The 15,695-nt window shown below is 61.4% G+C and carries 19 protein-coding genes; 5 read left to right on the top strand and 14 right to left on the bottom strand.

Features of this window, described 5'->3' with window-relative positions; translation table 11 throughout:
- Positions 1 to 15: 15 nt before the first annotated feature.
- The 4 genes from fliP to fliF are packed head-to-tail and all read right to left on the bottom strand — an operon-like array spanning position 16 to position 3,643.
- Positions 16 to 852 carry a flagellar type III secretion system pore protein FliP gene (fliP, locus tag DSM110093_RS12305; protein ID WP_243265357.1) on the bottom strand — a complete coding sequence of 279 codons (837 nt, stop codon included), beginning with the start codon at positions 850 to 852 and terminating at the stop codon, positions 16 to 18.
- Positions 839 to 1,294, bottom strand: coding sequence for a FliM/FliN family flagellar motor switch protein (locus DSM110093_RS12300; RefSeq protein ID WP_243265356.1), 456 nt, complete (start codon positions 1,292 to 1,294; stop codon positions 839 to 841). The genes fliP and DSM110093_RS12300 overlap by 14 nt, the downstream gene beginning before the upstream one ends.
- Positions 1,287 to 1,943: a FliH/SctL family protein gene (locus DSM110093_RS12295; protein WP_243265355.1), complete on the bottom strand. Its 657-nt coding sequence runs from the start codon at positions 1,941 to 1,943 to the stop codon at positions 1,287 to 1,289. Before DSM110093_RS12295 ends, DSM110093_RS12300 begins: the two co-directional genes overlap by 8 nt.
- The gene (gene fliF / locus DSM110093_RS12290) at positions 1,940 to 3,643 is read right to left on the bottom strand and encodes a flagellar basal-body MS-ring/collar protein FliF (protein ID WP_243265354.1); all 1,704 of its coding nucleotides are present in this window, start codon (positions 3,641 to 3,643) and stop codon (positions 1,940 to 1,942) included. The genes DSM110093_RS12295 and fliF overlap by 4 nt, the downstream gene beginning before the upstream one ends.
- A 182-nt stretch (positions 3,644 to 3,825) precedes the next feature.
- Here fliF and DSM110093_RS12285 point away from each other — a divergent pair, with 182 nt between their 5' ends.
- The 4 genes from DSM110093_RS12285 to DSM110093_RS12270 are packed head-to-tail and all read left to right on the top strand — an operon-like array spanning position 3,826 to position 6,302.
- Entirely contained in the window at positions 3,826 to 4,350 is a 525-nt protein-coding gene (locus tag DSM110093_RS12285) for a flagellar basal body-associated FliL family protein (protein WP_243265353.1), read from the top strand.
- Positions 4,347 to 5,294: a FliM/FliN family flagellar motor switch protein gene (locus DSM110093_RS12280; RefSeq protein WP_243265352.1), complete on the top strand. Its 948-nt coding sequence runs from the start codon at positions 4,347 to 4,349 to the stop codon at positions 5,292 to 5,294. The genes DSM110093_RS12285 and DSM110093_RS12280 overlap by 4 nt, the downstream gene beginning before the upstream one ends.
- Positions 5,275 to 5,676 carry a flagellar motor switch protein gene (locus DSM110093_RS12275; RefSeq protein ID WP_243265351.1) on the top strand — a complete coding sequence of 134 codons (402 nt, stop codon included), beginning with the start codon at positions 5,275 to 5,277 and terminating at the stop codon, positions 5,674 to 5,676. Before DSM110093_RS12280 ends, DSM110093_RS12275 begins: the two co-directional genes overlap by 20 nt.
- Entirely contained in the window at positions 5,673 to 6,302 is a 630-nt protein-coding gene (locus DSM110093_RS12270) for a hypothetical protein (RefSeq protein WP_243265350.1), read from the top strand. The genes DSM110093_RS12275 and DSM110093_RS12270 overlap by 4 nt, the downstream gene beginning before the upstream one ends.
- A gap of 12 nt (positions 6,303 to 6,314) precedes the next feature.
- On the opposite strand, the gene flhB is transcribed toward DSM110093_RS12270, so the two are convergent.
- From flhB to flgB, 8 genes are read right to left on the bottom strand one after another with little or no spacing between them, the layout of a single operon-like run.
- Positions 6,315 to 7,433, bottom strand: a complete 1,119-nt coding sequence (gene flhB, locus DSM110093_RS12265; protein ID WP_243265349.1) for a flagellar biosynthesis protein FlhB — start codon at positions 7,431 to 7,433, stop codon at positions 6,315 to 6,317.
- Positions 7,434 to 7,436: 3 nt separating this feature from the next.
- Positions 7,437 to 8,192 (bottom strand): flagellar biosynthetic protein FliR, encoded by a 756-nt coding sequence (locus DSM110093_RS12260; protein WP_243265348.1) that lies wholly within the window; start codon positions 8,190 to 8,192, stop codon positions 7,437 to 7,439.
- 2 nt (positions 8,193 to 8,194) lie between these two features.
- Positions 8,195 to 10,279, bottom strand: coding sequence for a flagellar biosynthesis protein FlhA (gene flhA / locus DSM110093_RS12255; protein ID WP_243265347.1), 2,085 nt, complete (start codon positions 10,277 to 10,279; stop codon positions 8,195 to 8,197).
- The gene (locus DSM110093_RS12250) at positions 10,276 to 11,109 is read right to left on the bottom strand and encodes a lytic transglycosylase domain-containing protein (RefSeq protein ID WP_243265346.1); all 834 of its coding nucleotides are present in this window, start codon (positions 11,107 to 11,109) and stop codon (positions 10,276 to 10,278) included. The genes flhA and DSM110093_RS12250 overlap by 4 nt, the downstream gene beginning before the upstream one ends.
- On the bottom strand, positions 11,106 to 11,375 hold the full coding sequence (fliQ, locus tag DSM110093_RS12245) for a flagellar biosynthesis protein FliQ (protein WP_093928374.1): 270 nt from the start codon (positions 11,373 to 11,375) through the stop codon (positions 11,106 to 11,108). The genes DSM110093_RS12250 and fliQ overlap by 4 nt, the downstream gene beginning before the upstream one ends.
- Positions 11,376 to 11,378: 3 nt before the next feature.
- Positions 11,379 to 11,711: a flagellar hook-basal body complex protein FliE gene (locus DSM110093_RS12240; RefSeq protein WP_243265345.1), complete on the bottom strand. Its 333-nt coding sequence runs from the start codon at positions 11,709 to 11,711 to the stop codon at positions 11,379 to 11,381.
- Positions 11,712 to 11,722: 11 nt separating this feature from the next.
- The gene (gene flgC, locus DSM110093_RS12235; protein ID WP_243265344.1) at positions 11,723 to 12,133 is read right to left on the bottom strand and encodes a flagellar basal body rod protein FlgC; all 411 of its coding nucleotides are present in this window, start codon (positions 12,131 to 12,133) and stop codon (positions 11,723 to 11,725) included.
- 9 nt (positions 12,134 to 12,142) lie between these two features.
- A complete protein-coding gene (flgB, locus tag DSM110093_RS12230; protein WP_243265343.1) occupies positions 12,143 to 12,547 on the bottom strand; it encodes a flagellar basal body rod protein FlgB in 405 nt (134 codons plus the stop codon).
- Between the two features lie 70 nt (positions 12,548 to 12,617).
- Here flgB and DSM110093_RS12225 point away from each other — a divergent pair, with 70 nt between their 5' ends.
- Complete coding sequence (locus tag DSM110093_RS12225) at positions 12,618 to 13,958, top strand: FliI/YscN family ATPase (protein WP_243265342.1); 1,341 nt, start codon at positions 12,618 to 12,620, stop codon at positions 13,956 to 13,958.
- A gap of 6 nt (positions 13,959 to 13,964) precedes the next feature.
- Here the strand turns inward: DSM110093_RS12225 and DSM110093_RS12220 are convergent, their stop codons facing one another.
- A complete protein-coding gene (locus tag DSM110093_RS12220; RefSeq protein ID WP_243265341.1) occupies positions 13,965 to 15,113 on the bottom strand; it encodes a lytic murein transglycosylase in 1,149 nt (382 codons plus the stop codon).
- Positions 15,114 to 15,230: 117 nt separating this feature from the next.
- A complete protein-coding gene (locus DSM110093_RS12215) occupies positions 15,231 to 15,695 on the bottom strand; it encodes a CreA family protein (protein ID WP_243265340.1) in 465 nt (154 codons plus the stop codon).

Genomic DNA, 15,695 nt, shown 5'->3' with positions numbered 1-15,695 from the left:
TCCTTTCAGTGCAGGTCAGCCACCGGCAAGCGGCACATAGCTTTCGATCAGCGATCCGGCCAGCATGTACCACCCGTCGATCAGCACAAAGAAAATCACTTTGAACGGCAACGAGATCAGGACGGGCGGCAGCATCATCATACCTGCGCTCATCAAGACCGAGGCGATGATAAGGTCAATGGCGACAAAGGGCAGGTAGATCAGAAAGCCGATGGTAAAGGCGCGGCGCAGTTCCGAGATCATGAAGGCAGGGACAAGATGGCGGAACGTGGCTTCCTCAGCCGTCTCGGGCATGGGGGTCTCTTCGGCCTCTTCGTTTGCTGGGGCGATGCGCAAAAACAGCGCGTAGTCCTCGGGGCGGGTGTTGACGTACATGAAACTCTTGAACGGGGCCGCGATCCGCTCCAGCGCCTGCTCTTCGGCAATGGCGTTTTCTAAAAGCGGTTGCACTCCGGCCTCATAGGCGTCCTCGAACACGGGCTGCATGACGAAGAAGGTCATGAACAGCGCCAGTGAGGTCAGCACGATGTTGGGCGGGGTCTGGTTCAGGCCGAGGGCCGAGCGCAGCATCGACAGAACGATTACAAAGCGCGTGAAGCTGGTCATGACGACCAAAAGCCCCGGCGCGATGCTGAGCACGGTCATCAGCGCGATAAACTGAACGATCCGGCCCGAAAGATTGGCGTTCTCATCACTTCCCGGCGCGGAATCCCCGATCACATCTGACAGCGTACCCAAAAAGCCCCCGTCTTGGGCCATAGCCATGCCGCTGCTGGCGAGAAGCACCAGCAGGGCAAGGCCCAAACGGCCCGACGCATAGGCGCGCGGGGAGGGGAGGTCAGTCAGGGACATAATCCTTGACGATCTGGGTAAGCGAAACGCCCAGCCGGTCTTCGCCGACTTTCACAAGGTCACCGCGTGCGACCAGACGGTCAGAGACCATCAGATCGACGGGCGCACCGATTTTGCGGTTCAGTTCCACGATAGAGCCGCGGGTCAGTTCCAGCAGACGCGAAATCGGCATCCGCGCTTGGCCCAATACAATCTGCACATCAAGGCCGACGTTCAGCATCGCGTTGATGCCCGCACCACCGGCCTCGGGGCGGGGAGCAAGAGCGTTGCGCGAATCCTCTGTGTCGAGTTGCGGGAAGACCCCCGCGTCATCGCTGCCCGCACTGGCGGTGTTGCCAAATGCATCGGCAAGCGGCTGATCCGTCTGGCTGGCCTCGGGTGTCGCGTTGCCCCCTTTGTCGGCTGCGTTGTTCTTGGGCGATTGCAGGTCAGGCTTATCCATTTTCGTCCTTCTCCTTTTGTGCTTTCAGTGACCGCTCATGGGTGTCGCGCAGCTCGGCGAGCAGGCGGTCGCAAATCTTTTTGAAGCCGTAGTCGAGACTCCCGTGGTCCCATTCCATCCGGGCATCACCGTCGGGCAGGTCGGCATCGGCGCGCACGTCCAGCACGCCGTCGCATTTGTAATAGACCGCGCGTTGGCGCAGTTCGGGGCCGATCTGTTCCAGCGTGGCGGGCGACAGGCGCACTTTGATGTGGCTCGATCCGATGGCCATCTTGAGCGATTGGATCACGGTCTTTTTCACCCGCGCGGTGGATAGGCGTTCGATTACTTCGGGGAGGACGATCTCGCAGGTTTGCAGGGTAAATCCTACGATCTGCGCCACCAGCGCTTCCTGATGGGCCTGCATAGCCTGCGAGAGCCGCGCCAGTTCCTGCGCCAGCTTTTCGGCCATGACGGCATGTTCGGCCTGCATTGTCTGGTGCATCTCAGCCCGGCCCGCGTCGGCCCCGGCCAGATAGCCTTCGATATGGCCTTGCTTGTGGGCCTTCTTGATCTTCGCGTCGATCTCTTCGGGCGTGGGCAGCGCGGGGTCTTGCGGCTTGCTTTTGCCGTCTTCGTCGAAATTCTGAAGCTTGAGGGTCGTGATCACAGATCATCCCCTTCCGACAGCCATTGTCCAAGAACCCGCAGGGCGTCATCGGTGTTGTCTTCGGCCAATTCAGCCACGGCGCGAAGTTGGCTATGGTGGATTGCCCCCTCGACCGAGGCCAGATGCACCATATCGCGGGGCATTTCATCCATCGGGCCAAGCACCGCGCCAGTCTGCGCCCCCGCCGGGGTGGGCAGGCGGTTCTGCGGGGTCTCTTTCTGTGTGCCGCCGGTCAGCGCTTTGGGGGTGGTATCCTCTTCAGGGCCATCCAGCAGGGCCGCATCTGCGCCAGCGCCAGCCAGCGCGGGCTGGGGCAGGGTGGCATCCAGCACCATGCGCAGCGGGCGCGCGCCCAACACCATGATGATCGCCACCAGGGCCAGAGCAAAAAGCGAGCGCAGGATGGTCATAGCGTTATCCGCCAGCACGGCGCCCAAGCCACGGCCTGCGGGGCTGCTGAACTCGGAATCAAAATCAAGGAATTGCAGGCTCTCGACCTGCACCTGATCGCCACGGTTCTGGTCAAAGCCGATGGCGGTGCTGACCAATTGGCTCAGACGTTGCATCTCTTCTTCGCTGCGCTCGATATAGCCTTCGGAGCCGTCGGGCAGGGTGCCATAGCTGCCGTTCACCAGCACCGCGACCGAGATACGCTCGATATCGCCCGGCTCGCGCACCATCTCGCTTTGAACCGAACCGATCTCGTAGTTAATGATCTCGTCGTTCTCGGAACGGGTGGATTGGCCCGCGCCGCCGCCCGCATCGTCGCGCAGCTCGTCGGGGATGTTATTGGCCACATCCACGGTGGCCGCCGCCGGATCGGTCTCATTGGAGTTGCGCACGCGGGTTTCGATGGATCGGGCGACCTGCTGGGCAGGGTCAAAGGTACGCGAAACGCGCACTTCACGCTCGGTCGTCAGATCAACGCTGACGCGCACGCGGGCATTGCCCGGCCCGACGCGGGCGTTGAGAATGGATTCAACTTTCTGGGCCAGTTGCTCTTCGATCATGCTGCGCTGACCTTGGAGTGAGAAGTCAGAGCTGCCGCCTTCGTCCTTGGCCAAGATCGTCTCACCCGAGGCCGACAGGACGGTCACGTTCTGCGCTTCTAAATCCGCCACGGCTGAGGCCACCAGTGCTTGGATCGCCTGCGCTTGGCTGCGGGTCATGCTGGCGTTGGCTTGCGAGCGTACGATGACCGAGCCACTGGCCTCGGCGCGGCTGCGCGAAAACGCGGCGCGTTCTGGGAGCACCAAATGCACGCGGGCGGCCTTGATGCCGCTGATGGTTTGGATCGACCGGGCCAGCTCGCCTTCCAGCGCGCGCAGCCGGTTCACCTTTTGCATGAAAGAGTTCATCCCCATGCCGGACATATTGTCGAAAATCTCCCAACCCGGCACGCCTTCGCCCGGCAGCCCAGCGTCTGCCAGCGCCATACGGGCGCGGGCGATGTCATTCTCTGCAACCGAAATCGTATCGCCGTTGCGCGACAGATCGACCGTCAGCCCCGCCTGTTCCAGCGTCTGCATCATCTGCGACGCGGTGCCGGGGCTAAGCTGGCTGTAAACTGGGACATAGGTAGGGGCGAGGATGGTCCGCGCGCCGATAAAGATAGCTGCGGTGATCGCCAAGCCGATGCCGCCCAGAAGTGCCAGCCGCTTTGGACCTAAATCCTTAAGGTTTTCAACGATCTGATTCACGGGCCCTCACTCGGTTGGATAGGTCGAGCATTCCCCGCTCGGTTGTCACTATGCAAGCATATATCGATTTATACTTGCCCTATCCGAAAAATAAACAGGTTTCTGTTGCAATAAAGCTTGATTAAGGATGTATTTGTTCTTGCATATGGCGCGTCGCGCGGGATCCGATTAAGAGTGGAAGAATGAAAAAGCCTCTTGCTATCCTTGCCGTTGTTTTGCTCTGCCTTCTTGCTGGTGTGGGTGGGGTGACGCTGGCCATTGGCCCTTCTGGTCTTTTGAGAATGGCCGGACTGGGAGGGGATGAGACCGTAGAAGAGCTCGCTGACAATGGCCATGCCGAAGAGGCGGCTGACGATGGTCACGGCGGCAAGCCAAAGACCGAAGTGAAGATGCCGGTCATGCCGTTCCCCGAGATCATCGTGAACGTCACCGACACCGGGCCGCAAGGCGGGCAGACCAGCCGATTTCTCAAGCTGAACATGCTGATGGTCTATGATGAAAGTGTCGAAGGGGCGGACCGTTTAATCGCGCGCGAAATCTACCTGCGCGACAGTTTCCAAGATTTCCTGCGCCAGTTGCATGTCAGCGACCTGACTGGCAGCTATGGGCTGGCGATGCTGAAAACCGAACTGCTGCGCCGGGCGCGGGCAGTGGGCCACACCGACGCGCCGCATGAAATACTGATTGCCGATATGGTGGTGCAATGACGACAGCGGGTTCCTCCGATGCGCTGAGCCTCGAAGAGACGATGATCCGTCAGGCGCGCGAAAGCTTTCAGCGCCTGCCCACGCTTGAGATCATCATCGACCGTCTGCTGTTGGCGCTGGTGCCCGACCTCAAATCCTACTGCACCGTCGCACCCGAGATCGAGCTCACCTCGCTGGAATATATGCCCTATGAGGACGCGATGGAGAGCATCCAGTCGCCCTCTCTCATCGCCATCGCCAATGCGGAAAGCTGGGGCAGTCAGGTCGCCTGCGTGGTCGAGCCGGATCTGCTATTTTCGGTGCTAGAGATTATGCTGGGCGGGCGTCGGGCCACGAGCCAAGAATGGAAGCCGCGTGGATTGACCGCGATTGAGCAGAAACTGGGCCGCAGGCTGGCGGAGCTGTCGCTCAAAGGGCTGGCGCAGTGTTTGCATGATGTCAGCCCGGTGCAATTCGACATCCAATCGTTGGAGTCCAATCCCCGGTCGGTCATGCTGGCCGCCCCGCGCACCGCGACGGTCTTGGTCCGGATGCATCTGCAATTCGAAGACCGCAGCGGCCATATGTCACTGGTGTTGCCATACGGCACGTTGGATGAGGTCAGCGCACAGTTGGCGCAGCCCTTCCTTGGCGGGCGCTCTCCCACCGACAGCAACGCGCGCAAGGATATGAACAGCCAAATCTCTAGCACAACGGTGACCATCACCGGTGTCTTGCAAGAGGTGACGATCCCGCTGCATGAGGTGCTGGAATGGAAGCCCGGTCAGGTGATTGATCTGGGCATGACGGTCGATACGCCCGTGGTTGGCATGGTGAATGCCCAACCGATGTTTCAAGCCGCCTTTGGCCAGCGCAGCAACGGCGCCTTGGCCCTGCGGGTGATCCAATCCTTGCTGCCCACAGAGACTGAGGAGGAGAACGACGATGATGCCGGCCTTGATTGATATCATCATTATCGTGCTGCTTATCGGTACGCTGGTTTACGCCTTTATCCTTGATCGCCGAGTACGCGCCTTGATAGCGACCCTCAAGGAAATGGAGCCGATGGTCGGGGCCTTTTCCAGCGCGGTCGATCAATCCACCAAATCGGTCGAAGACCTGCGCGATCTCAGCACCAAGGTTCAGCGCCCCGAGCCGCCAGTTCACCGCGAAGCACCGCAGTCACGCCCCGCAGTTGCAGATCCCGCGCCCAACGGTCAAAGCCCGGCACAGATGCGCGCCGCACGCCTTAAAGGGCGTTCCCAAGTGCGCGGGCAGGCGGCGGTGCAGGGCAAATCCGAACTGGTCCGCACCTTTTTCGACATCACCAAGGAGCGTAAGGAATGAGCCGTATCTCCCTACCAAAGATCGCGCTGTTTGGCCTCGGCGTCGCTGGTGTGCTCAAGCTTACGGTTGAGTTCATGCCGATGATGGCCATCGCCGAAACGCCCAGCGACACGCCTCCGGTCCCGATTGAACTGGCGGCCGCACCCGCGCCGCCCAGCTATGACGCCAGCGCGCCGGGCGAAAGCGGCATGTGCGAGCCGAGCCATCTGATCGCCGAAGCCATCGCCGAGGAACGCGCGCTGTTGAAAGGGCAGCGCGAAACAATCGCCGACCGCGAAGCAAAACTGGCGCTGGCCGAGCAGAGCCTTAAGGCCGAGCAAACACGTCTGGCCAGCCTGCGCGATGAAATTGGCGCGCAGCTTAAGGTGATAGAAGATGCCAACAAGCAAGACATGACCAAACTGGTCGAACTTTACCGCAACATGAAGCCACAAGTCGCGGCTGGCATCATGGATGAAATCGACGTGGAAACTGCCGTGCAGGTGATCGGTGCCATGCCCGAACGGGATGCCGCCCAGATCATGGGGTCTTTCAGCCTTGTGCGTGCCCGTTTGATCACCAAGATTTTGCTAGAGCAATCCAAACTCCCCGCCGACCGCAACCTCGAAGGGCTGCGCATGCGCTAAGCGGAGCCGAAGTTACTCGTCGCGGATTGACGATCCCGCAGGCGGTTTACGACGGACGTTGCGGCGCAGGTCCATGACAAAGCCAATGATCTCGGCTACCGCCTGCCAATGTTCCATTGGGATGCGGTCGTCGACCTCCACCGCCGCGTGAAGCGCGCGGGCCAGCGGGCGGTTTTCGATCATCGGAATGTCGTGCTCTTTGGCCAGTTCGCGGATGCGATGCGCCATGACATCGGCACCTTTGGCCACGCAGATCGGCACGTCATCCACGCCCTGTTCATATTTTAGCGCCACGGCGTAATGGGTCGGGTTTGTCAGGACCACGCTGGCGCCCGGGATCGCCTGCGCGATGCGCTGGCGCGCGCGAGCGCGGCGCAATTCGGCCCGGCGGCCTTTGATCTGCGGATCACCCTCGTTGTCTTTATGCTCGTCGCGGATTTCCTTGAGGCTCATCATCTGTTTCTTCTTCCACTGGGCGCGCTTCCAGATGATGTCGGCAATGGCAATTGGGACAAGGAAGGTGGTCGTCACAAGGAAAATCCAGCGCACCTTTTGCAAAGTGGCATCGAGTAAAGTCTCAGGCACAAAGGCCTGCGTCTGACCCAGAGACTGCGCAATATCCCGCACGGCCCAGACGGTGATAAAGCCGATCACCAACACCTTGGCCGTGTTCTTGGCGAATTCGACAAAGGCATCGGCGGAGAACAGGCGCTTGAAGCCCGAAAGGGGGTTTAGTTTCGATATCTTCGGTTTGATCCGCTCGGCTGAAACCACAGTCTCGCCTTGGATCAGCACTCCAAAAAGCGCTGCCAACACCATAATTCCGACAACGGGCATCATCGCCAGCCCTACCGTAAACCCCAGCGATTTAAGGACGCCGCCGGCTTCAACCAAACCGGTGCCGCCGGTGCCGATCGCGGTCACTCCTGCGCCCATAAGCGGGCGTTGCAGCGCGTCGACGATGCCGCCGATCGAGCTTGGCAACACAAAGATAAGGATTATCAGCAGCGCGAATACCAGCATCGCGGTGCCCGTCTCACGCGATTGGGGCACGTCGCCTTTCTTGCGCGCGTCGCGGAGCTTTTTCTCCGTCGGCTCTTCGGTCTTACTGCTCTTGTCCTCGTCCGACATGGCCTAGAATCCGTAGGTGGTGAGCCAATTCGCGAAAGGCTCAAGAAACCCGCGCATCATGGTCGGAACCGCCAGCACCATCAAGGCCAGCCCGGCGGCGATCAGCAACGGCTGGGCAATAAAGAAGACCTGCAGGCTTGCCATCATGCGGTTGGCGAGCCCCATGCCGACGTTCAGCACCAGACCCGCCACATAGAAAGGCGCGGCGATCGACAGGCCAAGGTAGAGGCTGACCTGCGTCGCGCGGGCAAACTGATCGGTCAGATCGGCCAGCATGAACGTGCCGGGGATGAAGACCTGATAAGACATCAGAAGCGATTCAATAATCAGGTGGTGCAGGTCGGTGACAAAGATCAGCGCCGTCGCTCCAATGAGCAGCATCGCCGCCATGGAGGTCGCCCCCTCGAATGCGCCAATGTTTGGGGCCAAGGCATTGGCCAGCCCCGACATCAACGCCATCTGATAGCCCGCGAATTGCAGCGCCGAGAGCAGCGTGCGCGCCACCAGCCCGATCCACAGCCCCACGGTGATCTCGGTCCCGAAGATCAACAGCAGTGCACCGGGGCGATCCTCGGCCACCGGGCCAAGGCCCGTGACCGGATAAAGCGCGGCACTCAGGATCAGACCAAAGAACAACCGATGCCGCGTGGGTACCGAGGTTTCAGCAAAGCCCGGCATGAACAAAAGCGCGCTGCCGATGCGGGCGAAGACGACGAAGTATCCCATCAGCGCGTCGGTCAAAAGGGCGGAGAGATCCATCCCTAGCCCCCGATGGTGGCGACGGTCCGCAGGGATACCTTGCGATGAATTTCGGCGTTCGAGATCACCGGCGTCATCGGGCTGACCCGCTCCAGCATGGAGCGCACATAGGACCGCGCCTCGGGGTTCACCATCAGCGCGGGCCAGCTGTCTTCAGAGGCGAAGCGCTGGATTTGCTGGCGGGCTTGCAGCACGAATTCCTGCACCCGTTTGGGCGACATGACGAATGTGCGATCCTCGCCGACGATCTTGACCGCCTCGATGAACTCGGCCTCCCAAGAGGGCGACAGGGTGATAACGGGCACGAAACCCTGACCATCGGACAGGCCTTGGCAAATCTGGCTCGACAGGCGGCGGCGCACGTTTTCCAGCACCAGCGCGGGCTTGGAGGTCTGGCGCGTCGCCTCGGCCATGGCCTCCACGATCAGCGGCAGGTTGCGGATTGATACACGCTCCAACAGCAATTCCTGCAAGACCTGCTGCACCAGAATGGCGGGGGAGGGGACGGGCAGGTCGTTGACCAGCTTTTGATAGTTCCGGTCCAGCCCCTCAATCGCTTCTTTCGCCGAACCGTAGGTGAGCAGCTCGGACATGTTTTCCTTGACCACTTCGGTCAGATGCGTGGTGATGACGCTTTCGGGGTCCACCACCGTATAGCCCTGCGCCTCGGCCTGATCGGCAACCTTGCTGTCGACCCAAAGCGCGTCGAGCCCGAACGTCGGTTCCCGCGTGGCCTCACCCGGCAGTTGCAGCGGCGCGCCGTCGGGGTTGATCACCATCATCTGATTGGCGCGGATGTCGCCCTTGGCTACATCAACGCCGTGGATTTGAAAGGAATAGCTGTTGATCGGCAGGCTCACGTCATCCTTGATCCGGACCGACGGCATGGGAAAGCCGAACTCTTCGGCGAAATGCTTGCGCAGGGATTTGATCTTGCTCGGCAGCACTGCGTCAGGTCGGTTGGCCAGCGCCACCAGCCCTTCGCCCAGCACCAGCCGCAACTCGTCGAGGTGCATGGGGTTGCTGTCGACCTCCGGCATGTCCTGGTTCTTCTGCGCCTCCGCATCGGCTTGCACCTTGGCCTCTGCCGCCTCTGCCGCGCCACGCTGGATCACAACGCCCAAGCCGACCATTGCAGCAGCCAAAAGGGCAAAGACCAAAAGCGGAAAGCCCGGCAGAAGACCGATCCCGAACAACAGGATCGCCGCCATATAAAGCGCCTTGGGGAAGTTCGAAAGTTGATCGAAGACTGCCTCGTTCGCCGCACCCCGGGTGCCGCCCTTGGTCACGATCAGGCCAGCAGCCAGCGACACCACCAGCGCCGGGATTTGGCTGACCAGCCCGTCCCCGATGGTTAGCGAGGTGAAGACGTTAAAGGCATCGCCCACACCCATGCCGCGCTGAACGACGCCGATCAGAATGCCACCGATGACGTTGATCAGAGTGATGATCAGCCCCGCCACCGCATCGCCGCGCACGAACTTCGACGCACCGTCCATCGCCCCGAAGAACGCGCTTTCGTCTTCCAATTCCTTGCGGCGGCGGCGGGCCTCGTCTTCGTCGATCAGACCTGCACCCATGTCAGCATCGATCGCCATCTGCTTGCCCGGCATTGCATCCAGCGAGAAGCGGGCGGCGACTTCGGCGATACGGGTCGAACCCTTTGTAATCACGACGAAGTTGATGATGACGAGGATGGCAAAGATCACCACGCCGATGACGAAGTTGCCCGCCACGATGAACTTGGAGAAACCTTGGATCACATCGCCCGCGGCGTGCATACCCGCGTGCCCTTCGCTGAGGATCAGCCGGGTTGAGGCCACGTTGAGCGAGAGGCGCAACATGGTGGTGACCAACAACAGCGTCGGAAAAGAGTTGAACTGCAACGGCGAAGGGATCCAGAGCGCGACCATAAAGATCAGCACGCTGAGCGACAGCGATAGCGCCAACCCGAAATCCAACAAGATCGGCGGCAGCGGCAGGAACAAAACAGCCAGTACCAGCGACATGCCGACGGCAAAGCTGACGTCCTTATTGGCGCCGAAGTTGCTCCATTGCGGCATCATGGAATTCGGTTTCGTGCTCATCCGGCATCCTCCGCCCGCACGGTGGTGAACTGTGGCAGGACGGGTTGCATCTCATGCGCGGAATAAAGCGACCGACGCGCGTTTTCGGCCCCGCCAATCTGTGCGCCCCATGTGGCCTTGGCCGCTGTCCGGTCATAGCTGCTCGACGTGCTGCGCGCCTTTTTGCTTGGGCGCGGTGCGGCGGGGCTGGCACTGGCCAGCGCCTGAAACTCCGGCAGCCGCGCATTGGCGGCTGAGATATTCTTTTGCAAACGGTCAAGGTAGGTGTCGCGGAACTCAGGCTCAAAGGAATGGTACGACCCGGCGGCCTGCATCCAACTGCCCGTGCGGCGATGCAACCGCTTAAGGAAACGCGCGGCGTAGTCGACGTTTACTCGCGGATCGAACCCTTGGGCGGGGCTGTCAAACGCATCCGGGTGCCAGCGCATGTTGATCTGCATGCAGCCGACGTCAATGGAGCGGATGCCGCTTGCCTGCCGCTCGGCGATCCAATCCAGCGCGGCATTGCGGCTGTCAAACAGCCGCCCCTCGCCCGCCGCGTTGACCGCATAGGGCCAGACCGTGAAATGCCCATTGCGCCGGGTGCCTGCCTCTTGCAGGCCGATGGCCAGCAGCAGGTTGTCAGGGATGCCATGCCGCGTTTGCGCCGCGAGGATTTCGCGGATGCAGACGCCCTCCGGCCCGCCTTTGGCGGCCAGCGTCTGTGCGGTCGCGGTCACTTTGTCCTTGCGCGTCGGCTCATAGAACGACCCCCAGCCTTGGGCGAGGGCAGGGGTGGCAAGCACAGCCCCGACCAGCGCCGCGCGGGCCATATGCCAAAGCGCTCTCACAGCCCACCGTTCTGAACGAGGTCAAAGATGGTGTCCGACAGGTTCTTGAGCGTGGCATACATAAACGGCGTCGCGACCAGCAGGGTGACAAAGATCATCACGATCTTGGGCACGAAGGTCAGCGTCATTTCCTGAATTTGCGTCAGTGCTTGGAAAAACGCGATCACCAGTCCAATTGCCAGCGCCACCCCCAACACCGGACCCGAGGCCAAAAGCACGGCCCAGACGGTAGCAGAGATGATGTCATAGGTCTGGGTTTCGGTCATGGTCTAGATCTGCATCCGCAGAATTTCCTGATAGGCTTCGACAAAGCGGTCGCGCACCGACACGGCGACTTTGACTGTGCTTTCCATCGCCAGCATCGCTTCGACCACCTGCTGTGTATCCGCCTCACCGTGCAGCCCAGCTTGGGCAACAGCCTCGCCCTCACGCACCGTTTCCAGCGCGTTTTCCGAGGCTTGTTGCACCATATTGGTGAAGCTATTGGCGCTGGCGCCTGCCTCTTCGGCGATGGCTTCGCCCTTTTGCCCCGTCAGCGATTGCGAAGTGCGGTACGCGCCCCGGACGGCGGCGGTCGAGATCAAGGAGGCGGGATCGCTCATCTCAGGTCATCTCACTTCAGCAGGTCGAGCATCTGGCCGCGCATCCGGCGGCCCGACTCGAACATGTTCATATTGGCCTCGTAGTTGCGCGAGGCCTCTCGCATGTTGGCCATCTCAATGATGGGATCGACATTGGGCCGATTGACATAGCCGGTGTCATCCGCTGCCGGATGCGCCGGATCATAGTCGCGCCGGAAGGGCGATTGATCACGCCCAATACGGTCAACTTCAACCAGTGATCCGCCGCCGTTACGGTCAATCAACTCGGAAAAGCTGATGGTCTTACGGCGAAACGGGTCGGCGCCCGGCGTGGTGCCCGTTGAATCGGCGTTGGCCACGTTTTCCGAGATCACCCGCAAACGCGCGGTCTGCGCGGTCATCCCGCTGGCGGCGATTTTGGCGATAGACTGAAGCGGATCCATGCGTTTTCCTTACCTGTTTCCAGTGACGGCCATGGTGAGCATGTCATAGCTCTTGCGGTAAAGCTGTGCGGCCAGCCTGTAGTGATCGCCGATCTCGGCGGCCTTCACGGCCTGTTCTTCTAGGTTGACGGTGTTGCCGTCCAGCGTTGTACCGATGGCGCTGCGATCCGTCACCTCACGCACACCGGGCGTACCTTGGGCGACGCCAGTGAAGTGTTTGTCATGGGTTGTCACCAGCCCATCATCGCGCGAAAGCTCTCCGCTCAGCATTGAGGCGAAGGAAGACACATCACGCGCTTTGAAGTTCGGCGTCGCGGCATTGGCCACGTTTTCCGACACGACCTTTTGCCGGGCCGAAAGCCACTGCATCCGGTCCGAAGCGAGTCCAAGAATAGAAAGATTAGACAAGTTCATTTTTTTGCCTATAGCCTGTTTAATCCTTGTATAGTAAATATTAGCTTGCTCTCCTAGAGGAAATTTATCCATGCAGACACTCTTTTCCGAGCTGACCAGCTTTGCCCGCGAGGCGGGCGAGGCCGAGATCACCGGCGAAGTGCGCGCGATCACCGGCATTACGCTGACTGCCGTAGGGCTGGAGCGGGTGCTGGGCATCGGCGAGCGCTGCATCGTGCATGGCTCTGACGGGCCGGTCCATGCAGAGGTCGTGGGGCTGGGCACCCATGGCACCGAGTTGCTCCCCTTTGGGTCGTGGCGCGGGGTCGCGGCGGGTGACCGGGTTGAGGTCGCCGTTGGCCGCGATGTGATCCGCCCGGATGAAAGCTGGAAGGGGCGGGTGATCAGTGCCTCTGCCGCACCGCTCGACGGGAAGGGGCATCTGCCCGAAGGCAACCAACCCCGCCCGCTGCGCGCCGCCCCGCCGGGTGCGTTCGACCGCAAACGCATTGGCCCGAAATTGGCGACCCATGTGCGCGCGCTCGATGTCTTTACCCCGCTTTGCCAAGGCCAGCGCTTGGGCATTTTTGCGGGGTCTGGTGTGGGTAAATCGACGCTGATGGCCATGCTGGCACGCTATACGGACTGTGATGTGGTGGTCATGGCGCTGGTCGGCGAACGGGGCCGCGAGGTGCAGGATTTCATCTCGACCGACCTTGGCCCCGAAGGGATGGAGAAAGCCGTTCTCGTCGTCGCCACAGGGGACGAGCCGCCGCTCACCCGCCGCCAAGCCGCTTGGACCGCCATGGCCGTGGCCGAACATTTCCGCGATCAGGGCCAGCATGTGCTGCTGTTGATGGACAGTGTCACCCGCTTTGCCATGGCACAGCGCGAAATCGGACTCGCCTCGCGCGAACCGCCCACCGCCAAGGGCTACCCGCCGACGGTTTTCTCGGAGCTTCCGCAGATGTTGGAGCGCGCCGGGCCAGGGCCGGTGGGCAAGGGTGATATCACCGCGATCTTCACCGTTTTGGTGGACGGCGACGATATGAATGACCCCATCGCCGACGCCGTGCGCGGGATCACGGATGGCCATATCGTGCTGGACCGCAAGATTGCTGAAAAGGGGCGCTATCCGGCGATTGACCTGTTGGCATCGGTCTCGCGGACGTTGCCGGATTGCCACAGTGATGTGGAGTATACGTTGCTCACCGCCGCCCATAAGGCGCTCGCGGCCCATGCCGATATGGAAGAATTGATCCGCATCGGCGCCTACCGCAGCGGCAGCAATCCCGAACTGGACCGCGCGATTGCATTCGCTGGGCCGTGCGAGACGTTCCTTAGCCAGCGCAAAGCCGAGCACACCCCGCCGCAGTCCTCATTTGCGGAGGTGGCAGGGATGCTCGACCGTGCCGGGATCAGCCCCGGCTGATACCGCCTATTGCAAGCGGCGCAGCAGCTCGACCGAAGGCTCGCCGGTCGCGGGCAGGCCCACGCTGGCCTGATAGGCGCTGATCGCCTTGCGGCTGTTTGGCCCGATCACCCCGTCGGTGCCATCGGTATCAAACCCCCGCGCGGTCAGCCGCTGTTGCAGCGCCATCCTGTCGTCCTTGGTCAACCCATTGGCGTCGGGGGGGAAGCTGCCGCGCAGCGGCCCGCCCCCGGCGATGCGGTCGGCCAGGTGGCCCACGCCGATGGCGTAGCTGTCAGAGTTGTTGTAGCGCTTCAGCGCCCGGAAATTGCTGGTCACGACAAACTGCGGCCCACCGGCCTGCGGCTGTATCACCGACCCGGCGCTGGCGGGGATACTGCCCACTTCGCCGCCCCATTTCACGCCGCGTGTCCAGCCGTTGCGCGACAGATACGCGGCGGTCGAGGCCAGTGCATCGCTGGGGTCTTCCGACCAGATGTCGCGCCGCCCGTCGCCGGTGAAATCCACGGCAAAGGCCTGATAGGAGGTGGGAATAAACTGCGTATGCCCCATGGCTCCGGCCCAAGATCCGGTCATGCGGTCCGCGCTGATATCGCCGTTTTGCAGAATTTTCAGCGCCGCAATCAGTTGCTTCTCAAAGAACGCCCCGCGCCGCCCATCATAGGCCAACGTCGAAGTGGCCGAAACGACGGGCACATTGCCGCGCCGCTCCCCGAAATAACTTTCCAGCCCCCAAACCGCCGCGACGACCTCTGCCGCCACGCCATAGCGGTTCTCAATCGCGCTCAGCGTGCCGCGGTGCCGCGCAAAAGCGGCGCGCCCTTTCGAGACCCGCTCGTCCGAGGCAGCGATAGCGAGGTAATCTTCCAAGCTGCGGCTGAATTCTGTTTGGTTGCGATCCCGTTTCACGACGCCGGGCAGATAGCCCGCGCCGCGAAACCCTTGAGCCAAGGTGCTAGCGGAAATCCCTTGTGCCGAGGCACGGCCCTTAAATGCCGCGACCCAAGCGTCATATCCCGCGTTGGGCACCGGGCGCAGATCGTCGGCTACAGCCGCTGACGCTGCGGGCCCAAGTGCACCGCCCCCTGTAGAGCAGGCCGAGGTCAGCCCCAGAGCGGCGAGGCCGAATGCGAATGTTCTGCGTGAATGTCTCATAAAACCTGCCTGTCGCTGCATTGTTGCGTTTTGCGCAGCATATCGCAGGCAGGTCGCCCGACAAGGCGGGATCGCCAAGATGGCAAGCCTTCGCCGAGGAAAAATTGACCCTTGGGCTTATTGTCCGGGCTGGAACAGGGGCACGGTCGACATCGACATCTTGGCCGACCCGTCCTGCACCTGCTGGCTGTGGCTGATGTAGATCAGCGTGTTGTTCTCCTCGTCGAAAATCCGCTTTACCCGCAGCGTCTTAAAGATGATCGAACGCCGCTCACTGAATACATTCTCGCCTTCATCGTCCCGCTCGATATCGCCGATCTCAATCGGGCCGGTCTGACGGCAAGAGATGGAGGAGTTCGACGGGTCTTCGAACCAGTTGCCCTTTTGCAGCCGGTCGATCAAGCCGCGCTCGAAATAGGCCAGATGGCAGGTCACACCCTTTACCTTGGGGTCGGCCACGGCTTCGACGATGATGTCATTGCCCAGCCAGTCCACATCGACATTCCCCACCTGTTCGGCGGAAGCAGCAGTAGCGAAAAGGCAGGCGGAAAGGGCGGCGGCGCGCGCGAATATAGTGTTCAT

Origin of the sequence: Sulfitobacter sp. DSM 110093, from assembly GCF_022788715.1 — a bacterium.
Lineage (GTDB): Bacteria > Pseudomonadota > Alphaproteobacteria > Rhodobacterales > Rhodobacteraceae > Sulfitobacter.
Note: the sequence above shows the minus strand (reverse complement) of the source record. Positions and strands in the feature narration are given on the sequence as shown.